Annotated in this window: 27 protein-coding genes and 1 tRNA gene; 19 read left to right on the top strand and 9 right to left on the bottom strand. The window is 60.2% G+C overall.

The window, feature by feature from the left end:
* Positions 1-6: 6 nt before the first annotated feature.
* Entirely contained in the window at positions 7-567 is a 561-nt protein-coding gene (locus VLA07_RS01230) for a glycine cleavage system protein R (protein WP_007963284.1), read from the bottom strand.
* A 325-nt stretch (positions 568-892) separates the two neighbouring features.
* Between VLA07_RS01230 and dapA the strand changes: the two genes are divergently transcribed.
* From dapA to VLA07_RS01195, 7 genes are all read left to right on the top strand, one after another.
* Positions 893-1,771, top strand: coding sequence for a 4-hydroxy-tetrahydrodipicolinate synthase (gene dapA, locus VLA07_RS01225; RefSeq protein WP_041070368.1), 879 nt, complete (start codon positions 893-895; stop codon positions 1,769-1,771).
* A 17-nt stretch (positions 1,772-1,788) separates the two neighbouring features.
* The gene (bamC, locus tag VLA07_RS01220) at positions 1,789-2,904 is read left to right on the top strand and encodes an outer membrane protein assembly factor BamC (RefSeq protein ID WP_027614466.1); all 1,116 of its coding nucleotides are present in this window, start codon (positions 1,789-1,791) and stop codon (positions 2,902-2,904) included.
* Between the two features lie 4 nt (positions 2,905-2,908).
* Positions 2,909-3,670, top strand: a complete 762-nt coding sequence (locus VLA07_RS01215; protein WP_333988281.1) for an MBL fold metallo-hydrolase — start codon at positions 2,909-2,911, stop codon at positions 3,668-3,670.
* A gap of 28 nt (positions 3,671-3,698) precedes the next feature.
* On the top strand, positions 3,699-4,412 hold the full coding sequence (gene purC / locus VLA07_RS01210; RefSeq protein ID WP_007963288.1) for a phosphoribosylaminoimidazolesuccinocarboxamide synthase: 714 nt from the start codon (positions 3,699-3,701) through the stop codon (positions 4,410-4,412).
* An 84-nt stretch (positions 4,413-4,496) separates the two neighbouring features.
* Positions 4,497-4,586: transfer RNA gene (locus VLA07_RS01205), tRNA-Ser, on the top strand.
* 346 nt (positions 4,587-4,932) lie between these two features.
* Positions 4,933-5,187, top strand: a complete 255-nt coding sequence (locus VLA07_RS01200) for a type II toxin-antitoxin system HicA family toxin (protein WP_081730304.1) — start codon at positions 4,933-4,935, stop codon at positions 5,185-5,187.
* Positions 5,184-5,516 carry a type II toxin-antitoxin system HicB family antitoxin gene (locus tag VLA07_RS01195; protein WP_027614504.1) on the top strand — a complete coding sequence of 111 codons (333 nt, stop codon included), beginning with the start codon at positions 5,184-5,186 and terminating at the stop codon, positions 5,514-5,516. Before VLA07_RS01200 ends, VLA07_RS01195 begins: the two co-directional genes overlap by 4 nt.
* Before the next feature lie 128 nt (positions 5,517-5,644).
* Here VLA07_RS01195 and VLA07_RS01190 read toward each other — a convergent pair whose 3' ends face one another.
* Entirely contained in the window at positions 5,645-5,851 is a 207-nt protein-coding gene (locus tag VLA07_RS01190; protein ID WP_027614505.1) for a hypothetical protein, read from the bottom strand.
* Between the two features lie 138 nt (positions 5,852-5,989).
* Positions 5,990-6,181, bottom strand: a complete 192-nt coding sequence (locus VLA07_RS01185; RefSeq protein ID WP_007963291.1) for a YegP family protein — start codon at positions 6,179-6,181, stop codon at positions 5,990-5,992.
* Positions 6,182-6,457: 276 nt separating this feature from the next.
* Here VLA07_RS01185 and VLA07_RS01180 point away from each other — a divergent pair, with 276 nt between their 5' ends.
* The 7 genes from VLA07_RS01180 (at position 6,458) to VLA07_RS01150 (ending at position 13,427) form a co-directional block, all read left to right on the top strand.
* On the top strand, positions 6,458-7,423 hold the full coding sequence (locus VLA07_RS01180) for a glycosyltransferase family 2 protein (protein ID WP_027614506.1): 966 nt from the start codon (positions 6,458-6,460) through the stop codon (positions 7,421-7,423).
* Between the two features lie 3 nt (positions 7,424-7,426).
* Positions 7,427-8,137 (top strand): class I SAM-dependent methyltransferase, encoded by a 711-nt coding sequence (locus VLA07_RS01175; RefSeq protein WP_333988280.1) that lies wholly within the window; start codon positions 7,427-7,429, stop codon positions 8,135-8,137.
* Entirely contained in the window at positions 8,134-8,520 is a 387-nt protein-coding gene (locus VLA07_RS01170) for a GtrA family protein (RefSeq protein WP_096796603.1), read from the top strand. The genes VLA07_RS01175 and VLA07_RS01170 overlap by 4 nt, the downstream gene beginning before the upstream one ends.
* On the top strand, positions 8,517-10,622 hold the full coding sequence (locus tag VLA07_RS01165; protein ID WP_333988279.1) for a DUF6311 domain-containing protein: 2,106 nt from the start codon (positions 8,517-8,519) through the stop codon (positions 10,620-10,622). Before VLA07_RS01170 ends, VLA07_RS01165 begins: the two co-directional genes overlap by 4 nt.
* Before the next feature lie 81 nt (positions 10,623-10,703).
* Positions 10,704-11,624: a LysR substrate-binding domain-containing protein gene (locus VLA07_RS01160; RefSeq protein WP_027614510.1), complete on the top strand. Its 921-nt coding sequence runs from the start codon at positions 10,704-10,706 to the stop codon at positions 11,622-11,624.
* A gap of 176 nt (positions 11,625-11,800) precedes the next feature.
* Entirely contained in the window at positions 11,801-13,009 is a 1,209-nt protein-coding gene (locus tag VLA07_RS01155) for a low temperature requirement protein A (protein WP_333988278.1), read from the top strand.
* 52 nt (positions 13,010-13,061) lie between these two features.
* Positions 13,062-13,427, top strand: coding sequence for a 5-carboxymethyl-2-hydroxymuconate Delta-isomerase (locus VLA07_RS01150; RefSeq protein ID WP_150370452.1), 366 nt, complete (start codon positions 13,062-13,064; stop codon positions 13,425-13,427).
* A 3-nt stretch (positions 13,428-13,430) separates the two neighbouring features.
* On the opposite strand, the gene VLA07_RS01145 is transcribed toward VLA07_RS01150, so the two are convergent.
* Both VLA07_RS01145 and VLA07_RS01140 read right to left on the bottom strand, forming a co-directional pair.
* Entirely contained in the window at positions 13,431-14,366 is a 936-nt protein-coding gene (locus VLA07_RS01145; RefSeq protein ID WP_027614513.1) for a LysR family transcriptional regulator, read from the bottom strand.
* A 200-nt stretch (positions 14,367-14,566) separates the two neighbouring features.
* On the bottom strand, positions 14,567-15,748 hold the full coding sequence (locus VLA07_RS01140) for a cyanate transporter (RefSeq protein ID WP_333988277.1): 1,182 nt from the start codon (positions 15,746-15,748) through the stop codon (positions 14,567-14,569).
* Positions 15,749-16,002: 254 nt separating this feature from the next.
* Here VLA07_RS01140 and rnd point away from each other — a divergent pair, with 254 nt between their 5' ends.
* The 3 genes from rnd to VLA07_RS01125 all read left to right on the top strand — a co-directional run bounded on the left by rnd (position 16,003) and on the right by VLA07_RS01125 (position 18,477).
* Positions 16,003-17,136 (top strand): ribonuclease D, encoded by a 1,134-nt coding sequence (rnd, locus tag VLA07_RS01135; protein ID WP_333988276.1) that lies wholly within the window; start codon positions 16,003-16,005, stop codon positions 17,134-17,136.
* A complete protein-coding gene (locus VLA07_RS01130; protein WP_097086697.1) occupies positions 17,133-17,426 on the top strand; it encodes a YcgL domain-containing protein in 294 nt (97 codons plus the stop codon). The genes rnd and VLA07_RS01130 overlap by 4 nt, the downstream gene beginning before the upstream one ends.
* A 118-nt stretch (positions 17,427-17,544) precedes the next feature.
* On the top strand, positions 17,545-18,477 hold the full coding sequence (locus VLA07_RS01125; RefSeq protein WP_027614517.1) for a D-2-hydroxyacid dehydrogenase: 933 nt from the start codon (positions 17,545-17,547) through the stop codon (positions 18,475-18,477).
* A 124-nt stretch (positions 18,478-18,601) separates the two neighbouring features.
* Here the strand turns inward: VLA07_RS01125 and VLA07_RS01120 are convergent, their stop codons facing one another.
* Positions 18,602-19,195: a nitroreductase family protein gene (locus tag VLA07_RS01120; RefSeq protein ID WP_225137858.1), complete on the bottom strand. Its 594-nt coding sequence runs from the start codon at positions 19,193-19,195 to the stop codon at positions 18,602-18,604.
* 165 nt (positions 19,196-19,360) lie between these two features.
* On the opposite strand from VLA07_RS01120, the gene VLA07_RS01115 reads away from it, so the two are divergent.
* Together VLA07_RS01115 and VLA07_RS01110 are read left to right on the top strand one after the other, a co-directional pair.
* Complete coding sequence (locus VLA07_RS01115; RefSeq protein WP_333988275.1) at positions 19,361-19,810, top strand: YcgN family cysteine cluster protein; 450 nt, start codon at positions 19,361-19,363, stop codon at positions 19,808-19,810.
* Positions 19,811-19,846: 36 nt separating this feature from the next.
* Positions 19,847-21,076 carry a hypothetical protein gene (locus tag VLA07_RS01110; protein WP_333988274.1) on the top strand — a complete coding sequence of 410 codons (1,230 nt, stop codon included), beginning with the start codon at positions 19,847-19,849 and terminating at the stop codon, positions 21,074-21,076.
* Between the two features lie 108 nt (positions 21,077-21,184).
* Here VLA07_RS01110 and VLA07_RS01105 read toward each other — a convergent pair whose 3' ends face one another.
* The 3 genes from VLA07_RS01105 to VLA07_RS01095 all read right to left on the bottom strand — a co-directional run bounded on the left by VLA07_RS01105 (position 21,185) and on the right by VLA07_RS01095 (position 22,679).
* Positions 21,185-21,562, bottom strand: coding sequence for a YgaP family membrane protein (locus VLA07_RS01105; protein ID WP_096796610.1), 378 nt, complete (start codon positions 21,560-21,562; stop codon positions 21,185-21,187).
* Positions 21,563-21,644: 82 nt separating this feature from the next.
* Entirely contained in the window at positions 21,645-22,115 is a 471-nt protein-coding gene (locus tag VLA07_RS01100; protein ID WP_007911337.1) for an RNA methyltransferase, read from the bottom strand.
* A gap of 192 nt (positions 22,116-22,307) precedes the next feature.
* Positions 22,308-22,679 (bottom strand): YajD family HNH nuclease, encoded by a 372-nt coding sequence (locus VLA07_RS01095; protein ID WP_003222612.1) that lies wholly within the window; start codon positions 22,677-22,679, stop codon positions 22,308-22,310.
* Positions 22,680-22,690 lie beyond the last annotated feature (11 nt).

Raw genomic sequence — 22,690 nt, 5'->3', positions numbered from 1 at the left:
GCTTCCTTACATTGGGTTTTGTGGGCGCCAAGGTTCGATCAGCGCATCCAGGTTCATCGCGTCGGCGAAATCCAGGAACTGGTCGCGCAGCCAGCTGATCTGGGTGCCGGCCGGCAGCGTTACGGTGAACGTGGCGTTGAGCATGGTGCCGCCGGTCTGCGGGGCCTGATAGGTATCGCAGGTCAGGTTTTCCAGCTCGACGTTGTGATCCATGAAGAACTGGCACAGCTCATTGATGATGTCCGGGCGATACGCCGAACTGACATAAGCCACGTACGGCAGGGCCTGTGGACGATTTTCGAGGGCCGCACTGCGCACCACGTTGACGGTGAAGGCGTGGCGCTTGGCCAGGGTCGGCAGGCTGCCTTCGAGGCGGGCCAGCGCGTCCCAGCTGCCGGAGATTTCCAGCACCAGGGCGCTGCATTCGCCATGGCGAGTCAGGCGGGAGGTGACGACGGCGCAGCGATTTTCATGGCTGGCGCGGCACAGGACGTTAGTCAGCTCCATGGGGTTGGCGCCAAGGGCACTGATGACAAGGAATTGTTCGCGAACTGTGGGGGTGGACATGCAGCATTCCTAAAGCGATGAGCGGTCGGTAGGTCGATGGGCGTTGGCCGTCGGGAAGCGTCTGCGCGTGCCCGTTCAGAAAGCCCCGGGCCGTGGCTCGCAATTCGCTCCAATAAAGGCGGAGCGTGCAGCAGCGACACTGGAACGGGGCCTGGGAGGCCGAAAGGGGAGGCTGGAACCCGGCGTACAAGCTGATCTGTACCGATCAAAGTCTGAAGGGTAGCGAAAACCGACGCCAAGGGGAATGGCGGCGCAGTACTTCGCTTGTGCAAGCATCTTGGCGCCAGTACCATTACCGCTCTCTTTTTCCGGCAGGAGCGGTTTCATGATTGCGGGCAGTATGGTGGCACTGGTCACTCCCATGGATGCACAAGGGCGTCTTGACTGGGACAGCCTCAGCAAACTCGTGGACTTCCATCTCAAGAACGGCACCCATGCCATTGTCGCGGTCGGTACTACCGGCGAGTCGGCGACCCTTGATGTAGAAGAACACATCGCCGTCATCAAAGCCGTGGTCAAACAGGTAGCCGGGCGCATTCCGGTGATCGCCGGTACCGGCGCCAACTCGACCCGCGAAGCCGTCGAGCTGACCCGCAACGCCAAGGAAGCCGGCGCCGACGCCTGCCTGCTGGTAGTTCCGTACTACAACAAGCCGACCCAGGAAGGCCTGTACCAGCACTTCAAGCACATTGCCGAAGCCGTCGACATTCCACAGATTCTCTACAACGTTCCCGGCCGCACCTCCTGCGACATGCAGGCCGAGACCGTGATTCGCCTGTCCACCGTGCCGAACATCATCGGCATCAAGGAAGCCACCGGCGACCTGAAACGCGCCAAAGCCATCATCGACGGCGTGAGCAAGGACTTCATCGTGCTGTCCGGCGATGATCCGACCGCGGTCGAGCTGATCCTGCTGGGCGGCAAAGGCAACATCTCCGTAACGGCCAACGTCGCCCCGCGCGAAATGGCTGACCTGTGCGAGGCCGCGCTGAAAGGCGACGCCGAGACCGCACGGGCGATCAACGAAAAATTGATGCCGCTGCACAAGGACCTGTTCATCGAAGCCAACCCGATTCCGGTGAAGTGGGCTTTGGTTGAAATGGGCCTGATGCACGAAGGCATCCGCCTGCCGTTGACCTGGCTGAGCGCTCCTTGTCATGAAACGCTTCGCACGGCCCTGCGCCAGTGCAGCGTCCTGGTTTAATTGAGGAAGTACAACGCATGAAGCGAATGGCCGGACTTTCCGCACTTGCCTTGATTATCTCCAGCACCAGTGGCTGCGGATGGGTCTGGGGCCCGGAAGGTTATTTCCGTGACCGTGGTAGCGATTACCTGGAAGCGCAACAGACTGCACCGATGCAACTGCCACCGAATGTCAGCACCTCCAAGCGTCTGGATCCGCTGTTGCCGATCCCGCGCAACGTGGCTGATGACACGGCGAAGGGCGAATACGTGGTACCGCGCCCGCAACCGCTGACGGCGGTTGCCGAGGCGACCGACTACTCGCTGCAGAAGAGCGGTGACTCGCGTTGGGTCGTGGCCCAGCACCCTCCGGCCGAAGTCTGGCCAGTGGCGGTACAGTTCTTCCAGGACAATGGTTTCCGGCTGGATGAACAGCGTCCGCAAACCGGCGAATTCACCACCACCTGGCAGCATTCCGACGAACTGTCCGCCGCCATGGCCAAGCGCCTGAGCGCCGCCGGTGTCGGTGCCGACAGCGAAACCCGCGTGCGGGTGCGTATCGAGCCAGGCGTGCAGCGCAACACCAGTGAAATCTACGTGGTCAGCGCCGAGCGTCCTGCCGGCAGCACCGCCGACGTCGATTTCACCAACCGTTCGGTCAACACAGGCCTGGACGCAGCGCTGGTCGACGACATGCTCGCGAGCATGAGCCGGATCTCCGAGAAGGGTGGTTCGGTGTCGATGCTGGCTTCGCGTGACTTCGATACCCCGAGCCGTGTCAGCCTCAGCGAAGACGGCAGCGGCAACCCGGTGCTGAACGTCGGTCCTGACCTGGATCGTGCCTGGTCGAGCGTCGGTCGTGCGCTGGAGCAAGGTCAGTGGCGCGTTGAAGACATCAACCGCAGCCTGGGCCTGTACTACATCAACCTGGCCGAAAAAGCCGAGAAGAAAGACGACAAGCCTGGTTTCTTCAGCAGCCTGTTCGGCAGTGCGCCGACCAAGGAAGAAGTTGAAGCCCGCGCCGAGCGTTATCAGGTTCGCCTGAGCAAGGTCGGTGAAAACGTTCAGGTGACCGTAGAGAAGAACATCAATACCGTTGCGCCGGCCGATGTGGCGCGCAAAGTGTTGAGCGTGATTCAGGACAACCTGGGCTGATCACATGCGCTTTGCCGTTCTCGGCAGCGGTAGCCAAGGGAACGGCACGCTGATCGCCAGCGCTGATACCTATGTGCTGGTGGATTGTGGTTTTTCCCTGCGGGAAACCGAAAAACGCCTGTTGCGTCTGGGGGTTCACCCGGCGCAACTGAGCGCGATACTCGTAACCCACGAACATGCCGACCACGTGCATGGCGTGGGTTTGCTGTCTCGGCGCTACAATCTGCCGGTCTACCTCAGTCGCGGCACACTGCGCGGGATGCGCAAACCGATCGAACCCGCAGGCTTTCTGGCCGGCGGCGAGCAGCTGCAGATCGGCGCACTGAACATCGGGGTCATTGCCGTGGCCCATGATGCGCAGGAGCCGACCCAGTATGTATTCAGTGATAACGAGCGGCGGCGCTTCGGCCTGCTGACCGACCTGGGTTCCTATTGCGAGCGGGTGCTGGACGGCTATCGGGATCTCGATGCGTTGATGATCGAGTCCAACCACTGCCGCGACATGCTGGCCCGTGGTCACTATCCGTACTTTCTCAAGCAACGGGTGGGCGGCGAGCTGGGACATTTGAACAACCATCAGGCGGCATTCCTGGTGGCCGAGTTGGGGTGGCAGGGCTTGCAGCATCTGGTTCTCGCCCACCTGAGCAGCAAGAACAACCTGCCGCAGCTGGCCCGGCAATGTTTCGTCGACACCCTCGGGTGCGACCCGGACTGGCTGCAACTGGCCGATCAAGATTCAGGGCTCGACTGGCGCCATATCGCCTAGCCCATCTACTTAGCAAGCGGAGCCCATCATGGAAAAACGTGAAGAACTCTACCGCGGCAAAGCCAAATCGGTTTACAAGACCGACGACGCTGACCGTTTGATCCTGCTGTTTCGCAACGACACCTCGGCGTTCGACGGCAAGCGCATCGAGCAGCTCGACCGCAAAGGCATGGTGAACAACAAGTTCAACGCTTTCATCATGCAGAAACTCGAAGCGGCCGGCATTCCGACCCAATTCGACAAACTGCTGGGCGACAACGAGTGCCTGGTGAAGAAGCTGGACATGATCCCGGTCGAGTGCGTCGTGCGTAACTACGCCGCCGGCAGCCTGGTAAAACGTCTGGGCGTCGAAGAGGGCATGAAGCTCAACCCGTACACCTTCGAACTGTTCCTCAAGGACGACGCCAAGGGCGATCCGTTCATCAATGAATCCCACGTCGTGGCATTCGGCTGGGGCACCGCCGAGCAACTGGCACGCATGAAAGAACTGTCGCTCAAGGTCAACGAAGTCCTGAGCAAACTGTTCGACGACGCAGGCCTGCTGCTGGTGGACTTCAAGCTTGAATTCGGCGTGTTCAGCGACGGCTCGATCGTCCTCGGCGACGAGTTCAGCCCGGACGGCTGCCGCCTGTGGGACAAGGACACCAAGAAGAAGATGGACAAAGACCGCTTCCGCCAGGGCCTCGGTGACGTCATCGAAGCCTACGAAGAAGTCGCCAATCGTCTGGGTGTACCGCTTTAATCGACGCAAGCATCTGATAGCACGAAGAAAATTTTCGAAAGAGGGTTTGCTTTCGGCAGAAGTGTTGTTATGATGCGCGCCGTTGGAGAGATGCCAGAGTGGCCGAATGGGACGGATTCGAAATCCGTTGTACCTTCACCGGTACCTAGGGTTCGAATCCCTATCTCTCCGCCATATATAGAAAAAGCCCCGTAGCTGAGAAGCTACGGGGCTTTTTTGTTTCTGCTCGCTTGAGTAATCAGCAAATCCTGTCGCCGGAACCCGAGGTTGAAAACTCGATAATCGGATGTGACTCGATTGATGCCGGTTCGTACGTAACTCTCGGAGTCTACCTACAGCTCTATTTCCAATCACTCCTTATCCTGACCTATGTGCCCAATATTGACCGGATTCGGATAAAAAGACGCCGTTTTCAAGCTTGGAGGGTGGCGTTGTCCGCTTGTTCAAGGGGGCGCTTCATGGATCAGCGATATGAATCGCGATTGTCAATTTTTCCTGCGCGGTATCATGGTGTAATACTATGAACAACAAACAACTCGGTACGCTCGCAGCTATATTTTCACGACCCACACCCGCCACGTTGGAATGGGCGCGCATCGAGTCTCTGTTCAATGCGGTCGGGGCCAGAACCGTGGAAGGCAATGGTTCGCGAGTTCGGTTTGAATTAAGAGGTGTGGTTGCTACGTTCCACCGACCTCACCCGGATAAAGAAGCAAAGCCCTATCAGGTTCGTGATGCTCGGGCTTTCCTTGAACAAGCAGGAGTCACTCCATGAACGTGATGAATTACAACGGGTATGCAGCCCGAATTGAATACAGTGATGAAGATGGTCTTTTTGTTGGTCATATCGCTGGGATCAAGGACGTAGTAGGTTTTCATGGCGAATCTGTGAAAGAGCTTCGGTCAGCATTCGAAGAGGCTGTTACTGACTATCTGGAGACTTGCGCAAAACTGGGTCGTGCCCCGCAAAGGCCTTATTCGGGCAATCTCAGTCTGCGTTTGGCGCCAGCTCTTCATGCGACTGTTGCCGTAAAAGCGCAATTGGCTCAAAAAAGCATTAATCAGTGGGTTGCGGATGTTCTTGACCGAGAGGCCCATGCCTAGCTTGATTCTGAAGTGGAACTACAAGATCTTATGTACGTCGTTCCCGAGCAGAGCAAATAGCCCCGTAGCTGAGAAGCTACGGGGCTTTTTTGTATCTGCGAGTTTTACCGAGCACCCGCCTCAGCCACTCACGGCTGCGGATGCCCGAGCTTCTGTTTGATCAGGTCATACACTTCCTTGTGCGTCGAGTTGCGCAGGGTGTTGTCCTTGCAAGCCGAGGCCAGGAAGGTTTTCACTTCGTCCTTGGCGTGCGGATAGAGGCTGGCGACGTAGTCGGCTTCGTGTGTTTGGGTGCAGTTGAAGTGCTTGTCGTCTTTCGCTTTGTCTCTAGCCATGGTGCGGCTCCTTTTTAGTTTGAACGTCATTTGGCGAAACAGGGCTGGATGGCCCCGTACGCTGAACAGCGTAGGGGCGCAAAAGTGCTTTGCCAGTGCTTCAGACGAAAAAGGAAGAGGCTGTAGGACGCGGCGCCATCAGATTTCCTTCACCGGCGTCTCCCCCTGCACACCCTTGATCAACTCGATCACGTGTAAACAATCGGCCTTGTTCACATACGACTCGCCACTGGCAATCGTCTCGTGGTTCCCCGCCCGCAGTCTCCAGCGCCATTGGCCTTTGCCGGTGCTCGGGGTGCCTCGGGATTGCCTGTAGATCTCGAAATACATTCAGTTCGCTCCTTGCGATGGTGTTTGCGACAACCTGTGTGGCGCATCGTCGCAAGCCTAGCGGAGCGAGTTTTTTTCGCTATCGGGTATTTGTTTCCAATCGTTGGCAGATGTTTCTGAAGAGTGCGGGCTAGAGCGCACGCATCGGCGTCTGGATTGGCCAGAATGTCGCCCTTTGCACCTTGCAAGGCTATCGACGCTACTGCTTAATACGGGACGGCTCATGGCGTTGAAAATGCTTCGACGACCGACAAACACTATAAAAAGAGCACTCCATTGACTGAGCATGGAACAGCACAGGCCACACGGGTCACGTTATCGCTGGTTGTCCCGGTTTTTAACGAGGAGGACAGTCTCGACGCGTTCATTCTGCGCATCGATGAAGTCTTCCAGCACCAAGCCTCAATTGCTTTGGAGCTGGTGTTCATCAATGACGGCAGCACTGATGCCACACTTGAGCGGCTGCTGGATCGTCAGCGGCACGACTCGCGGCTGCGCATCGTCGATCTGAGCCGTAACTTCGGCAAAGAGGCGGCGTTGTCTGCGGGATTGCAAATCGCCAACGGGCAGATTGTGGTGCCTATCGATGCCGATCTGCAGGACCCACCCGAAGTCATTCTGCAAATGATCGAGCGATGGCGCGAGGGCTATGAAGTGGTGCTCGGTCATCGCGTCAGCCGCCGCAGCGACACCTGGGCCAAGCAGACGTCGGCGCATTGGTTTTACCGCCTGCACAACAAGATCGCCGAGCAACCGCTGCCGGAAAACGTCGGCGATTTCCGCCTGATGGACCGTTGTGTAGTCGATGCCTTGCTGACTTTGCCCGAGTCCCGGCGCTTCATGAAGGGCCTGTTCGCCTGGGTCGGTTTTCGGACTACCCACGTTGATTACGAGCGGCCCGAGCGCGTGGCGGGGCAGAGCAAATTCAACGGCTGGCGGCTGTGGAATTTTGCCCTGGAAGGCATCACCAGTTTCAGTACCGAACCGTTGCGGATCTGGACTTACATCGGCGCCGCGGTGTCGCTGGTGTCCTTTGCCTTTGCCATTTTTATCGTGTTGCGCACGCTGATCCACGGCGTCGACATGCCCGGTTATGCCTCGCTGATGGTGGCCGTGACGTTCCTCGGTGGCCTGCAATTGATTGGCATCGGCGTACTCGGCGAGTACCTCGGCCGCACTTATATCGAATCCAAACGCCGGCCGGTTTTTCTGGTGCGTCGCGTCTACGACCCCAAGGACTGAAACATGGATCTCAAGGAAACCGATATCCTCGGCGACAGCATCGGCGAGCATTGGTATTACTGCTCCAAAGCGGCGGCGACTCGTCGTCTGCTCGGTGATGCGCCGATCACGCGGATTCTCGACGTGGGCGCCGGTTCGGGTTTCTTCTCCCATCACCTGCTGACTCAAACCGATGCGCGCGAAGCGTGGTGCGTCGACATCAGTTACCCCGCCGATTCCGATGCGACCACCGCCGGCAAACCGGTGCATTACCGCCGCGATATCGACGCCATCGACGCCGATCTGGTGCTGCTCATGGATGTGCTGGAACATGTCGACGATGACCTCGGTCTGCTCAAGGCTTACGTTGACAAGGTGCCGTCCGGCAGCCGTTTCCTGATGACCGTGCCGGCGTTTCAGTTCCTGTGGAGCGGTCACGACGACTTCCTCGAACACAAGCGCCGCTACACCCTGCCGCAGTTTGAAATCCTGGCCCGTGATGCCGGTTTGAGCGTGCAGCGCGGTGCCTACTATTTCGGCGCGGTGTTTCCGATTGCGGCGGCGTTGCGTTTGCTGCCCAAGGGGCCGCAGGCCGCAGCGCCGCAGTCTCAGCTCAAACGCCATCATCCCTTGGTCAACGGCGTGCTCAAGACGTTGTGCAGCCTCGAACTGCCGCTGATGAGCCACAACCGTCTGGCCGGGCTGAGCGTGTTCGTGCTGGCGCAAAAACCGTGACTTCAGTTGAAAGGAAAACGCTGATCCAGCGCGGTCTGCGCTTTGCCGTGACCGGTCTGTTCGTCACCGCGCTGCATGCGCTGGTGGCTGTGCTGTTCATCAATTTCGTTGCACCGCAACCGCCGCTGGCCAACGGAGTGGCGTTTGCCGTGGCAACGGTGGTGTCCTACGTGATCAATACCACCTGGAGTTTCTCGGCTCGGTTGCACGGCAGAACGTTGCTGCGATTTCTATTGGTATCGGCGTGCGGTTTTCTGTTGGCGATGTTTGTCGCCTGGGCCGCGCAGGTTGCCGGGTTGAATTATCTGTTGGGCATTGTCGCGGTGGCGCTGACGATTCCGGCATTCACGTTTGTCTTGCACAACTTCTGGACGTATCGATGAAGCTTTCCGCAACACATCGGGCGACTGCGCTGCTGCCCGTGCTCTTGGGAATTCTGGCGTTTTTCATTGTGGTCGGCCCACGTGCCTTGAACCCGATGAACATTGCATGGCTGGGCGACGGCGACCCCGCCACGCACTATCAGGGTTGGGTTTTTTTTCGTCATTCGCCCTGGACGTTTCCACTGGGGCTTAACCCGAGCTATGGGCTGGAGTTGGGTAACGGGATAATTTTCTCGGATTCCAATCCGTTGTTCGCCTTTATCTTCAAACCGTTCTCAGCCCTGTTGCCTGAACCCTTCCAGTATTTCGGGTTGTGGCTACTGACGTGTTTCATTCTGCAGAGCTGGTTTGCCTGGAAGCTGATTGGCCTGTTCAGTCGCGACGTGGCGTTGCGTTTGCTTGGTGCAGGAATGTTTTTGTTCATTCCGGCGATGATCGTCCGCATGAGCGTACATCTGTCCCTGGCTGGGCATTTTCTGTTGCTGGCAGGGTTATATCTGGCATTGCGCCCCTTTACGCCGAAACGCCGCCTCGCCTGGGGCGCGCTGCTGGCGGCGGCTGCGCTGGTGCACGCTTATTTGCTGGCGATGGTTGCGTTAATCTGGCTTGCCGACCTTGCCGCCAAAACCCTTCAGCGGCGCCAGACGCCGGGTAAGGCCTTGATCGAGTTGATCGGTCTGTTTCTGCTGGTCAGTGTCTGCTGCTGGCAGGCGGGTTATTTCAGCATAGGCGACAGCGGTCTGGCGTTGATGGGGTATGGCCTGTTCCGGGCGAATGCGCTGACCTTTTTCGATGCGGGTGTCTGGTCCTATACCTTGCAGGACATGCCGGGTGTACTGGGCGACGGCGACGGGTTCGCATTTCTGGGCCTGGGTGTGATCTGCCTGGGGATCTTTGCCTTGGTGCCTGTGCTGCAAGGGACGACTGACCTGGGAGCCAAGGCTCGCCGTTACCCGTTGGTTTTGCTCGCGCTGGCAGGGCTGGCGATATTCGCCGTTTCCAACAATATCGGCGTAGGGCCATTCGAATTCAGGATTCCGCTGCCGGATGCGGTGGTTGCCGTGGCCACGATTTTTCGTGGCTCGGGGCGAATGATCTGGCCGCTCATGTACATGGCCATTTTTGCGATCCTCTATGTGGTGATTCGCGGGCACTCTTCGCGCGTGGCGTTGATGCTGCTGAGTGTGGCGCTGGTGGTTCAGGTGGCAGACACGCGCGCCGGTTGGGCGGTGTCGCGCGGTTTATTCATGGCCACGCCGTCGCCCACATGGAAGACGCCATTGGTCGACCCGTTCTGGGAGCAGGCGGCGAAGCGTTATCAGGCAGTGCGCTGGCTGCGCCCGGAGAATTATCCGGAACAGTGGATGACCTTGGCCGACTACTCGGGTCGCCATCACTTGCCGACCAACGCGGTCTACCTTGGGCGCGTCAGTACGGTTGCCACTGAAGCCGCTCAAGCGGTGTCGGATCGAATGGTCAGTTCTGGAAACTATGCAGCCGATACCCTGTACGTGCTCAGTAACCGCACTGTGCTGGAAGCAGCTCTGACCGTGAATCGCGACACCGATGTGCTCGCCAGAATTGACGGGTTGAACGTGTTGGCGCCGGGCTGGAAGCGTTGCGCCGACTGCCTGCCGATATCGGCCCCGGACCCATTGACGCTGATCCCGCCACTCAAGTCGGGCGAGAGAGTCGTGTTCAATCCCAGCAGTCTGGCGACGTTTTTCCTCGGTAAAGGGTGGGCGAACAATGAACCGTGGGGCACCTGGTCCGAGGGGAATGAGTCGCAAATTGCCCTGCGGCCGACTGCTCGGGTGCACTCGTTCTTGCTGGAAACCACTGCGCTGCTGGCCCCTTCACACACCGAGCAAGCAGTGGAAATTTTCGTCAACGATGTACGCGTGCTGTCCACCCGGCTGGTCAAGCCTGAAGCGAATCGCCTGAATGTCGAGTTGCCGGTCGAAGTGCAGCAGCGTGTCGAGCAACAAGGTGTGCTGAATATTCGTTTCAAATACGCCAACGCTATCAGTCCGGGGGAGTTGGGCATGGGCAAGGACATGCGCAAGCTGGCGATCGGGATACAGGCGTTGACGGTGAATTGAGCCGGTGTTGTTCCTTTCGCCCATAGACGCTGTCCATGGGCCTTTCTAAACTGCCCGCAGACCGGGGAGTAGGGGCAATGGATGAATCGAAATGAATTACGCAAGGCCGACATCAATCTGATGGTGGTGTTCGAGACCTTGATGCTCGAACGCAACGTCACTCGTGCGGCGGAGAAGCTGTTTCTCGGCCAGCCGACCATCAGTTCGGCGCTCAATCGCTTGCGCGCGATGTTCAACGATCCGCTGTTCATTCGCGTCGGCCATCGCATGGAGCCGACTGCCCGGGCCGAAGAGCTGTTCAAGTACCTGTCGCCGGCCCTCGACTCGCTGTCGGTGGCGCTGAGCCTGACTCACGATTTCGACCCGGCCGTGAGCAACATGACGTTCCGGATCGGCCTGTCCGATGACGTCGAATTCGGCCTGCTGCCACCGTTGCTGCGGGCGCTGCGCCAGGAAGCACCCAGCGTAGTGTTCGTGGTGCAACACGTCGACTACTGGCGCATCCCCGACCTGCTGGCCGCCGGCGACATCACCGTCGGCATCAGTCAGACCCGGGGCCTGCCGGCCAATGCCAAGCGCAAACTGCTGCGGCATATCCAGCCAAGCATCCTGCGCGCCGACGCCTCGGATTCGCCGCTGACCCTCGATGAATACTGTTCGCGCCCACACGTACTGGTGTCGCACACCGCCAACATCAGCGGCTATGCCGATGAGTGGCTGGCGGAAATCGGCCGCACCCGGCATGTGGTGTTGTCGGTGCCGCAATACAGTGCGCTGCCGGCATTGCTGGCCGGCACCGACCTGATCGCCAGCCTCCCGGACTACACCGCCGAAGCCATGGCTGCCTCCGGGCTGTTGTTCAAGGAACCGTTTCCGTTCAAGACGCCGATGCTGGATCTGTCGATGGTCTGGCTCAGCCACGTCGACAGCGACCCGGCCGAGCGCTGGCTGCGGTCGCGGCTTGAGGCGTTCATGAGTGAGCGGCCACTGACCGCGCCCTGAATCCCACCACAAATCTCCCCTGTAGGAGTGAGCCTGCTCGCGATGAGGGTGTGTCAGTCGACATTGATGTTGTCTGACACGACGCCATCGCGAGCAGGCTCACTCCTACAGGGTTTGCGTTCGTCTGGTCGGGCTGCTTTGCTCAATGGCAATGACCCCGGCTGGAGACTTGTCCGATGAGCATTTCCCGATCGTTGCTGCGTGGGCGCGGCAGTTTCGACAGTGGCAAGGTCGGCATGGTCGAGTTGTTTTTCGATCTGGTGTTCGTGTTTGCCGTGACTCAGCTCTCGCATTCGTTGCTCGCGCAGTTGTCGATTCTGGGCGCGGTGCAGGTGGCGCTGTTGATGGTCGCGGTGTGGTGGGTGTGGATTTTCACTTCGTGGATTACCAACTGGCTCGACCCGGAAAAACTGCCGATCCGCCTCGGACTGTTCGGGCTGATGATCGCCGGTCTGTTGCTGTCGTCCTCGATCCCCAAGGCTTTCACCGAGCGCGGGCTGATGTTTGCCTCGGCGTTCGTGTTCATGCAGGTCGGGCGCACGTTGTTTGCGATCTGGGCGGTGCGTGGCGAATCGCTGAGCATGACCCGTAACTTCCAGCGAATTCTGGCGTGGTTGATGTGCTCCGGCGTGTTCTGGATCGTCGGAGCCTTTCTTGACGGGCAACAACGTCTGCTGTGTTGGGCGCTGGCGCTGCTGATCGAGCTGATCTCGCCTTCGCTGTATTTCTGGGTGCCGGGGCTGGGGCGTTCGTCGTTGAACGACTGGAACGTCGAAGGCAATCACATGGCCGAGCGCTGCGCGCTGTTCGTGATCATCGCCCTGGGCGAATCGTTGCTGGTGACCGGCGCGACGTTCGCCGAACTGACGCTGAGCGCCACCGGAGTCATGGCGTTTCTGGTGGCGGTGCTGGGCAGCATCGGCATGTGGTGGGTGTACTTCGACAGCGGCGCCGAGCGCGCGCATCACCGCATCGCGCATTCGAGCGATCCCGGGCGCCAGGCGCGCATCGCCTACACCTACCTGCATGTGCTGATTGTTGCCGGGGTGATTGTCAGTGCGGTGGCCGACGAACTGGTGCTGGTGCATCCGGATCACGCCAGTGACGCCGGGATCCTGGTGATCGTGGGCGGGCCTTGGCTGTTTCTGTTGGGCAATGCGCTGTTCAAGTGGGTCATGTCCGACCGACCGCTGCCGCCGTTGTCGCATTTGGCGGGGCTTGTGATGCTTACGCTGGCGCTGCCGCTGGCGTTGAACCACTGGTTTTCGGCGCTGATGCTCGGGGCGCTGACCACGGCGATCGTGGTGCTGGTGGCGCTGTGGGAAAGCCTGGCATTGCGTCAGACGTCGGCCTCGATAACCTCGGAAAAACCCGCAGGAGAGTAGGCCAGCGCTGTGGTATATGTACGACCTTTCTGCCGATTGACTGGAGCACCCCATGCCACACCTGCACATGGAATACACCGCCAACCTGCCGCAGTTGAACGCTGATGTGGCGTTGATCCGGCTCAACAACGCCCTGGTGGGTTCCGGTCAGTTCGCTGCGGAGTTCGATATCAAGAGCCGGGCGTTGAAGGTCGAGACCTTCAAGGTCGGTACCGGCATGGGTGAACGTGCTTTCGTCCACGTGAAGCTGGCGCTGCTCAGCGGTCGCTCGCCGCAGATCAAGAAGCAGCTCTCGGACAGCCTGCTGGCGGTGTTGCAGGATCTGTGCGAATGGCCGGCCGGGGTCGAAGTGCAGCTTTGCGTGGAGTTGCTCGATATCGACCGCGATTCCTACACCAAGACTGCCATCGGCGTGTAGGACTCAGGCCGCTTCCAGCTCACTGCACACCTTGATCACCTGCTCGCGCAGCCAGACGTTGGCGCTGTCCTGATCGGCGTTCTGGCTCCATTGCATGTCGAGGGTAAACCCCGGCAGGCCGTTCGGCGCCTCGCAGTGATTGAACACCGCGTCGTTGGTCAGCAGGCGCTGGATGCGCCGGGGCAGGGTGAGGATGAAGTCGGTGCCGGTGATCATCTTCAATGCCGCGCTGTAGCTGTTGGAACGCGCGACGATCTGCCGTTTCTGCGCCTGACGCGCCAGCCAGCCATCGACCATGTTGGTGGTGGAAGTCCACGGTGTCGGGAACACATGGCGCCGCTCGGTGAAGGCCTGCAGGCTCAGGCGCGGTTCCAGCGGCGTGGCGCGTTTGTCGAAGACACAGACCAGATCGTCCTCCAGCAGCATCCGCGATTTAAGGTCGGTGTGGCTGCGGTGGAAGTTGGGGCCGAAGCAGATCACCAGGTCGAGGCTGCCGTCGCGCAGTTCGTCGGCGGGCACATCGGTCTCGAACTTGTGCATGTTGACCACCACCGGCAAATCGTCGAAGTCGAAACGCTTCAACAGCCGTGGCAGCACCAGTTGCTCGAAGTATTCCGGGGCGCAGATATTGAAGGTCACCGCTTGCCGGGTCGGATCGAAGGCCGGGGCGCCGGCGTGGCACAGGTTGATGCTTTCGAGGATCTTCTGCACATGGCCGTACATGGTGCCGGCCTTGTAGGTGGGACGCATGCCCGTGCGGGTGTTGATGAACAACTCGTCTTCGAAACTGGTGCGCAATTTTTTCAGGCAATAGCTGACAGTGGACTGGCTGACGCACAGCGTCTCCGAGACATCCGTGACGCTGCTTTGCTCATACACGGCGATAAACACCATGAGGTCCTGCATGTCGAGCTTTCGAAGCAAGTTACTGTTCAGCATCCGTTCCGTCCCGCTGTGCTCCTTGCGCTGAATCCGCGCAAACGTGTGCGCATGATCGTAGCGGAACGATGGTGCCAGGACAAAGCCCTGTAGGACGTTTCAATGTCGCCAGTGGGACAGAAACTTTTAGCAACACGACGTCGACAAATAAACCGCAAAAAGATGGCAAGAGGCCTCTAGCCCAGCGGCGGCATTCGGCTTCAACGGATGTGTCGGGCGTACAGCCGAGGGTCAAAGCGCAGCACTATCAGCAGCATCACCACCATCACTGCGGTCAGCGACCACCAGGCCCATTCAAAGCTGCCGAGCCGGTCGCGGATGATTCCGGCCAGCAGCGGCGAAAGCCCGGCGATCAAGTAGCCGATGCCTTGCACAAACGCGGTCAGGCTGCCGGCGCGCTGCGGGTTGTCGAGGTGATCGAGGGAGACGATCAAACTCATCGGAAACAAGCCGCCAATCCCCAGCCCCAACAGGCACGGCCACAGCAGGCTGAGGTGTTGCGGGCTGAGGATCAATCCGCAGAAGCCGCCGATGATCAGCAACAGCAACGCTGCGAGGACGGCACGGCGATCACGGCTGCGATTGGCGATGGCCGGCGTCAGCAGCCCGGAAATCACCTCCATGGCGGTCAGAAAACCCAGCAGCAGCCCGGCCTGCTGTTCGCTCCAGCCTTGCTCCACGTAGTACGGCGCCAGCCACGCGAGTACGCAGGTGTAGGACGCCGTGCCGAGGCCGAAGAAGATGGCGAGCAGCCAGGCGCGGGAATTACGCGTGAAGGACTCTTTTCCTACAGGCGTGATCTGGAGGGATGACGGGATCGACTGTGTCCACCAGACCAGCAACGCGAGCAAGGAAAGTGCCGCCCAGATCGCCAAGCCGATGCGCCAGCTGCCGGTCTGCCCCAGCACCAGCGGCGAAAATGAGGCGGCCAGCGCGGCGCCGCCCATGATCGATGTGACATACAGGCCCATGCACAGCGCCACATGGTCGGGGAAGCGTGACTTGATCAGCACCGGCATCAGCGCCTGAATCAGGGCGATACCCATCCCGGCCAGCACCGCGCTGCCAATCAACTGCGGTGCCGAATCGAGCACCAGCCGCGACAGCGTCGCCAGGCCGATGATCGACAACGACAGGATCACCGTGCGTTGCTCGCCCAGGCGCCGGCTGATGCCAATACCGAAAAACATCGCCAGCCCCATCGCCATCACTGGCAGCATGGTCAGCAGCGAAGCCACGCTGAAACTCAGCGGGATATCGCCACGAATTGCCGACAGCAACGGCCCGACGGCGGCCATGGATGGGCGCAGATTGAGTGCGACGAGAATGATCCCGAACATCAGCCAGGCAGCGGGGTGAGCGGGGGCGCGGACGTGTTCCATCGGCAGACTCTGGATTGCGGAGGCTGTCGATTAGGCGGCGCAGCGTACTAATCGGCAAATCAGATTTCCCGAGCATTATTTAAAAATTAAATATGGTTCTCCTGCACGGGGAGGTTCGGATTCCTCTTGCTGATCACGCTGTAAGACTATTCTTTCTTTCTGGCAGGACATTTCGTTACAGCTCTGGCCCAGCGCAGGCGCGTAAAACGCCGGCGGCGATATATACTGCGCGCCATTCTTCAAGGGAGAGCCGTGTGGCCATCGATATTCACTGGATTCGCGACAACGAAAGCCTCGCGCAGTTTTGCGCCGAGTGGCAGCAACTGCCGTTCGTTGCCCTCGACACCGAATTCATGCGGGTCGACACCTTCTACCCGATTGCCGGTTTACTGCAGGTCGGCGACGGCAAACGCGCCTACCTGATCGATCCGCTGAGCATCGACGCCTGGCAACCGCTGGCGGCGTTGCTGGAAAACCCGGCGGTGCTCAAAGTCCTGCACGCCTGCAGCGAAGACCTCGAAGTGCTGCTGCGTCTGACCGGCAGCCTGCCGGCGCCGTTGTTCGACACGCAACTGGCGGCGGCCTACCTGAACCTCGGGTTCTCGATGGGCTATTCGCGGCTGGTGCAGGAAGTGCTGGGCATTGAGTTGCCGAAGGGCGAAACCCGTTCCGACTGGTTGCAGCGTCCACTTTCCGACACACAAATCAGCTATGCCGCTGAAGACGCAGTGCATCTGGCGGAAGTTTTCGTACAGCTGCGGCCGAAGCTGTCCGACGACAAATTCGCCTGGGTGCTGGAGGACGGCGCCGAACTGGTCGCCAACCTGCGCCGCGAGACCGACCCGTACGAGGTCTACCGCGAAGCCAAACTGGCGTGGAAACTGTCCCGTGCGCAACTGGCGGTGCTGCGTGAACTGTGCGCCTGGCGTGAAAAAGAAGCGCGTGCCCGTGATCTGCCGCGCAACCGCATTATCCGTGAACATTCGCTGTGGCCGCTGGCCCGCACGCAACCGGACAACCTCGCCGCGCTGGGCAAGATCGAAGACATGCACCCGCGTACCGTGCGTCAGGACGGCCAATTTCTGCTTGATCTGATCAAGCGCTCTGGCAGTGTGGGGCCTGATCAATGGCCACCGGCGGTGCCGGAGCCATTGCCGGTCGAAGCGGCGGCGCTGATCAAGCAACTGCGCGCCCTCGGCCAGGTTGAAGCCGAACGCCTGGGCATCGCCCCGGAACTGATGCTGCGCAAGAAAACCCTCGAAGCGCTGGTCAAAAGCGGCTTCCCCGAGGGTCCTTATCAATTGCCTGAGTCGCTGCGTGGCTGGCGCCGCGAACTCATGGGCCAGAAGCTGCTCGACAGCCTGGCCACCGCCGGAGAACAGCCTTGAAACGTATTTGCTCCATTTATCAAAGCTCCAAGCGAAGCGGAATGTACCTTTATGTGCTCAAGAGCGATGCTCTGGAGCGTGTGCCGGAACCCCTGATGCTGGCGTTCGGCAAGCCGAAACATGCCTTCGATCTGGTGCTGTCGCCTGAGCGCAAGCTGGCCAGCGAGGACATCGTCGTGGTCCTGGAAAACCTCGACAAGCAGGGCTATCACCTGCAGATGCCACCGGCCGAGGACGAGTACATCGAACACCTGCCCGAAGAATTGCTGCGACGCAACGACCCGGTCTGATCTGCGAGGCCCTGTTCTGGGCCTCTTGCCACCCTGGAACTGTTTTTACGGCGACGACCGCCACGAAGGAGCGCGACTCCTTCGGCGGTTGCCTGCACGGTTTGCGAAAGGTTTGAAAATGCGCGTTCTGATTGCTGAACACGACCACGCGGTGTACGCCCGGCTGCTGCGTCAGGCGGCCCCCGAGCTTGAAGTACTGACCAGTGGCGACTCCGCCGAACTGGCCCGGCAGGCGGCCGATTGCCCGGTGTGGCTGGGGCAGCCGGATCTGCTGGCGACCCTGCTGCGTCAGGGCCATGAGCCGCAATGGCTGCAATCGACTTGGGCCGGCATCACGCCGCTGCTCGCTGACGGCTTGCGCCGCGATTATCGCCTGACCCGCGCGGTGGGAATCTTCGGTCAGGTGATGGCCGAATACGTGCTGACCTACATGCTCGGGCACGAGCGGGAAGTGCTGGCGCGGCTGGTCAGCCAGGTCGAGCGCAAGTGGGACAACCGCACCGGCCAGAGTCTGGTCGGGCGCAAGGTGCTGATCGTCGGCACCGGCGATATCGGCCAGAGCGTGGCGCAGTTTCTGTTGCCGTTCGGTGTCGAGTTGTACGGCATCGCCAGCAGCGCGCGCGAGCAGGCGCCGTTCGTCGAAGTCGGCTCGATGGCGGATTTGCCACGGCTGGTGGGCGCGGTCGATTACGTGGTCAATCTGCTGCCGAATACCGAGCACACCCACGACATTTACGACGCGGCGCTGTTCAAGCAATTCAAGCCGACCGGGTTGTTCATCAACGTTGGGCGCGGCGTGGCGGTGGTTGATGCGGATCTGGTGGAAGCCCTGAAGGAAGGGCATCTGGCGGGCGCGGTGATCGACGTCTGCCGTCAGGAGCCGTTGCCGCAACGCCATCCGTTCTGGACCGCCTGGGGCCTGCTGCTGACCGGGCACAGCTCGGCACCGACGTCGCCGGCGTTGATGGTGCAGTTGTTCGTCGAAAACCTGAAGGCTTATCAGGCGGGAGAAGCGTTGCGCGGGGAAGTGGATTTCAACCGCGGATATTAAATCCACCGCGATACCTGTAGGAGTGAGCCTGCTCGCGATGAGGGTGTGTCAGTCGACATTGATGTTGTCTGACACTACGCCATCGCGAGCAGGCTCACTCCTACAGTGGTTTTTGCGTTGTGGCTTAGAGGGTGAAGTTGCCTTCTGCGGCCAGCTCGCTCAGCGGGCGACGCGGGCTCGGCACTTCACGAGCCTGCAGGTACTCGGCCAGGGTCGCCTTGTCACCCAGCTTGCCGACCGCGACCGCTGCGTGCAGTGCATAACCTTCAGGGATGTTCAGCTCCTTGCGGGCCAGCTCCTGATCGAAACCGGCCATGCCGTGGGTGTGCCAGCCGCTGATGCTCGCTTGCAGCGCCAGGTGGCCCCAGGCCGAGCCGGTGTCGAAGGTGTGCCACAGCGCCGGGGACTCTTCGCTGGCACCGGGTGCGGTGAAGGTGGTTTTCGAAATCACGATCACCAGCGCCGAAGCGTGTTGCGCCCAGCTGCGGTTGAATTCATTCAGCAGACCCAGGAAGCGCTCCCAGTTCGGCGTGTCACGGCGCGCATACAGAAAGCGCCATGGCTGCGAGTTGTAGGCCGACGGCGCCCAGCGTGCGGCTTCGAAAAAGCTCAGCAGGGTTTCTTCCGGGATCGCTTCGCCGGTGAAGGCGCGGGGCGACCAGCGATCGGTGAACTGCGGGTGAATGGCGTAATCGGCGACGCGAGGGTTGGCACTCATCGAAAGATTCCTTGCTGTGTTTGAGTCATGAATTCGTGGCAAAACCCTACTGGGCGGCGATTCGGCTGACAAGCGCGATTTACCGACAGTCGCCAGCGCTTGGCCCGCAAGGCCTTGGGCACTAGACTGGCGGCCTTTTCACCACCTGATGTTGATGCTTGAGCCATGGCCGCCAAAGTCGAACCGTTCTGGAAACGCAAAACCCTCGAGCAACTGGATCACGAGGAATGGGAATCGCTGTGCGACGGCTGCGGTCTGTGCTGCCTGCAGAAACTCGAAGATGAAGAAGACAACAGCGTCTATTACACGCGCATCGCCTGCAAACTGCTGGACCTGAAGGCCTGCCAGTGCAGCGACTACCCGAATCGCATCAAGTTTGTCCCGGACTGTATCCAGCTCACTCCGGGCCAGGCCGAAGAATTCAAATGGCTACCGCCGACTTGCGGTTATCGTCTGGTCAGTGAAGGCAAGGATCTGCCGCTGTGGCACCACCTGGTGTGCGGCGATCGTGACGCCGTGCACCACGAACGGATTTCCCAGTCCGGGCGCATGCTCGCCGAAGGCAGCGTGCCGGAGGACGACTGGGAAGATCACCTGATTTTCCGGGCTGGTTAAGCACCAAGGGTTTCCAGGATTCAACAAGGAGTGTGTATGGCTGGGGGATTGCTGCGGGCATCGCTGATCGGCCTGCTGGCGCTAAGCGCACCAGTGTGGGCGGCGAAAAAAGTCGACCTGGATTACCACGTACGCCTGTTGCCGCAAAGCGATCAGGCCGAAGTACGCCTGACCCTGGCCAAAGGCGAAGCGGTGCGCAGTCTCGATTTCGACCTCGGCGACGGCAGCCACTACAGCGACTTCAAGGCCGACGGCCAATGGCAACTGACCCCGGGCAAACAGACCCGGGGCCTCTGGCGCCCGATCGGCGACAATCCCAGTCTGACCTACCGCGTACGCATCAGCCACGGTCGCAAGAGCGGCAGTTTCGATACGCGCATGACCCCGAGCTGGGCGCTGCTGCGCGGCGATGATCTGGTGCCGCCGGCCAGGCTCGATCAGCAGGATGGCGTCGAGCTGGTGTCGCGTCTGCAATTCGAATTGCCCAATGGCTGGCAAAGCGTTGAAACCGCCTGGCCGCGCATCGGCAAGAACAAATTCCGCATCGACAACCCGTCACGCCTGTTCGACCGCCCGACCGGCTGGATGCTCGCCGGTCACCTTGGCAGCCGTCGCACGCGCCTGGGCGAAACCGAAGTCACCGTGGCCTCACCGCAAGGGCAGGGCATGCGTCGCATGGATGTGCTGACCTTGCTGACGTTCGTCTGGCCGCAGGTGCAAGCGGTCTATCCCCGGCATCCGAAAAAACTGCTGATCGTCGGCGCCAACGACCCGATGTGGCGCGGCAGTCTGGGCGCACATGAATCGATCTACTTGAACACGCGTCTGCCGCTGGTCAGCGAGAGTGGCAGCAGTGCGCTGGTGCGTGAGCTGGCGCAGGTGTTCGGGCGCATCAATGACGAGCAGCGCAGCGACTGGATCAGCGAAGGCTTTGCCGAGTACTACGCGATCGAACTGCTGCGGCGTGCCGGGGGCATGAGCGATGAACGCTATCAGGCGTTGCAGACGAAGTTGACCAAGGACAGTCAGAAAGTCACGACCCTGCGCGGCGAACAGATCAGTGCGGCGCAGCTTGCAAAAGCGGTGATTGTCTTGCAGGAACTGGATCGCGAGATTCGCCTGAAGACCCGTAACAAGCGTTCGCTGGATGACGTGTTGCGAGGGGCGATGCATCTGGGGACGGTGAGTACCAAGGAGTTTGTGCAACTGGCCGAGAGTGTTCTGGGCGAGTCTTCCAAAGTCCTCGATAGCGCATTACTTCAGTAATACCGCCTTCGCGAGCAAGCCCGCTCCCACTTTTGATCGCATTCCAGCTTTCAATGTGGGAGCGGGCTTGCTCGCGAAGAGGCCAGAAGCTTCACCGAAAATTCAGGCTCAAACCCCGGCCTTCGGCGATTTCACCGAATCATTTCCGGTCACTGTCGCGGTGCTGGTCGCCGCCTCGGCATTGGCCTTTAGCTGGCTCAGTTCTTCACCGGCGCGCTCGATCTTCGCCCGCACGTTATTCATGTCCTCACGGCTTTTCTCCAGCAGGCTTTTCACCGAGCTGTGGCCGGTGATGCCACGGGCCATCGCCACGCCGCCAATCGCCACCTGAATCAGACCGAACACGCCGCCACGGCGCAGGCCTTTGCCGACCATGATCACGCCACCGGCCAGCGAGCCGATGCGCTCCCAGCCCTGGACGTTCTGCTCGGTCGGGCTCTGGAACGGGGTGGAATCGATACGTTGGACGCGTTTGAGTTCGGTCATGATCTGTCTCCCAGGCAATGTGCAATAGATAGATAAGCTGACTGCCGCAGCGGCCGGCTCGTTCCATCGGATGTGCGACGTTTCAGCGGAATTTCGGCCCGGAGCGGGTATTCAGGCCCTTGGCCATGCGGTCGTAGAGTACGACGTTGACCGTTGCCGCCAGGTTCATGCAACCGGTGGTCGGGATGTACACGACGTCTTCACACCAGTCGCGGATCTCTTTATCCAGCGAGCCGTCTTCCGGGCCGAAGATGTACAGCGCACGATCTGGATGGGTGTATTCCGGCAGCGGGCGGGCGCCCTCGACCAGTTCCACGGCGACCGGGACGCAGTTGAGCGGGAGGATCTTTTTCAGGTCGTCGATGCCGATCAGCGGAATGTCGTAATGCACGCGCTTGGTATCGGTGACGAAATCGGCGGCGCGTTCATAACGCTTGCCGGTGTAGAACACCGACGCCACGCCGTAACAGCCTGCGGCGCGCATCACCGAACCGACGTTCTCCGGTGATTTGGGGTTGTACAAACCAATGCAGCTGTAACGTTTGTCTGCCACGAGCGGGGTGCCTTCGGGAAAAAGAGGGCGATTATACGGGGATTGGGGGAGGGCGGGCAGATTCGAGATCTGTTGTGTCTGGCCGGCCACCTTCGAGAGCAGGCTCGCTCCCACATTGATTTTGTGTACACCACCGATCAAATGTGGGAGCGAGCCTGCTCGCGAAAGGGCCGGTTCAGGCGCTGAAGATCTTCAGTCTTCTTTTTTCATCAACCCGGCGAGGGCAGCAAACGGATTATGCGTGGCCTTGGCGATTTTCGGCGTGCTCAGCGAGCCGTCGCCGAAATATTGCTGGTCGGTGTAGCGCGAGTGTTCGTTGTCGTGGCAGTACAGGCACAACAGCTCCCAGTTCGAGCCGTCCTGCGGGTTGTTGTCGTGGTTGTGGTCGCGGTGGTGCACGGTCAGTTCGCTCAGGCGCTTGCCGGAAAACTCACGGGCGCAGCGGCCGCAGACGTGCGGGTACATCTTCAGGGCCTTGTCGCGGTAGCCCATTTCCTTGTCGCGCTGGTTGTCGGCAAGGATGCGATCGAGCTTCGACGTGTTGGTCGGGGTGGACGAACTCATGGGTTCACCTT

The organism is Pseudomonas sp. S3(2024) (assembly GCF_036861315.1).
Classification (GTDB): Bacteria; Pseudomonadota; Gammaproteobacteria; order Pseudomonadales; family Pseudomonadaceae; genus Aquipseudomonas; species Aquipseudomonas putida_A.
The sequence above is the reverse complement of the archived record's forward strand: the minus strand, read 5'-3'. Positions and strand labels throughout refer to the sequence as shown.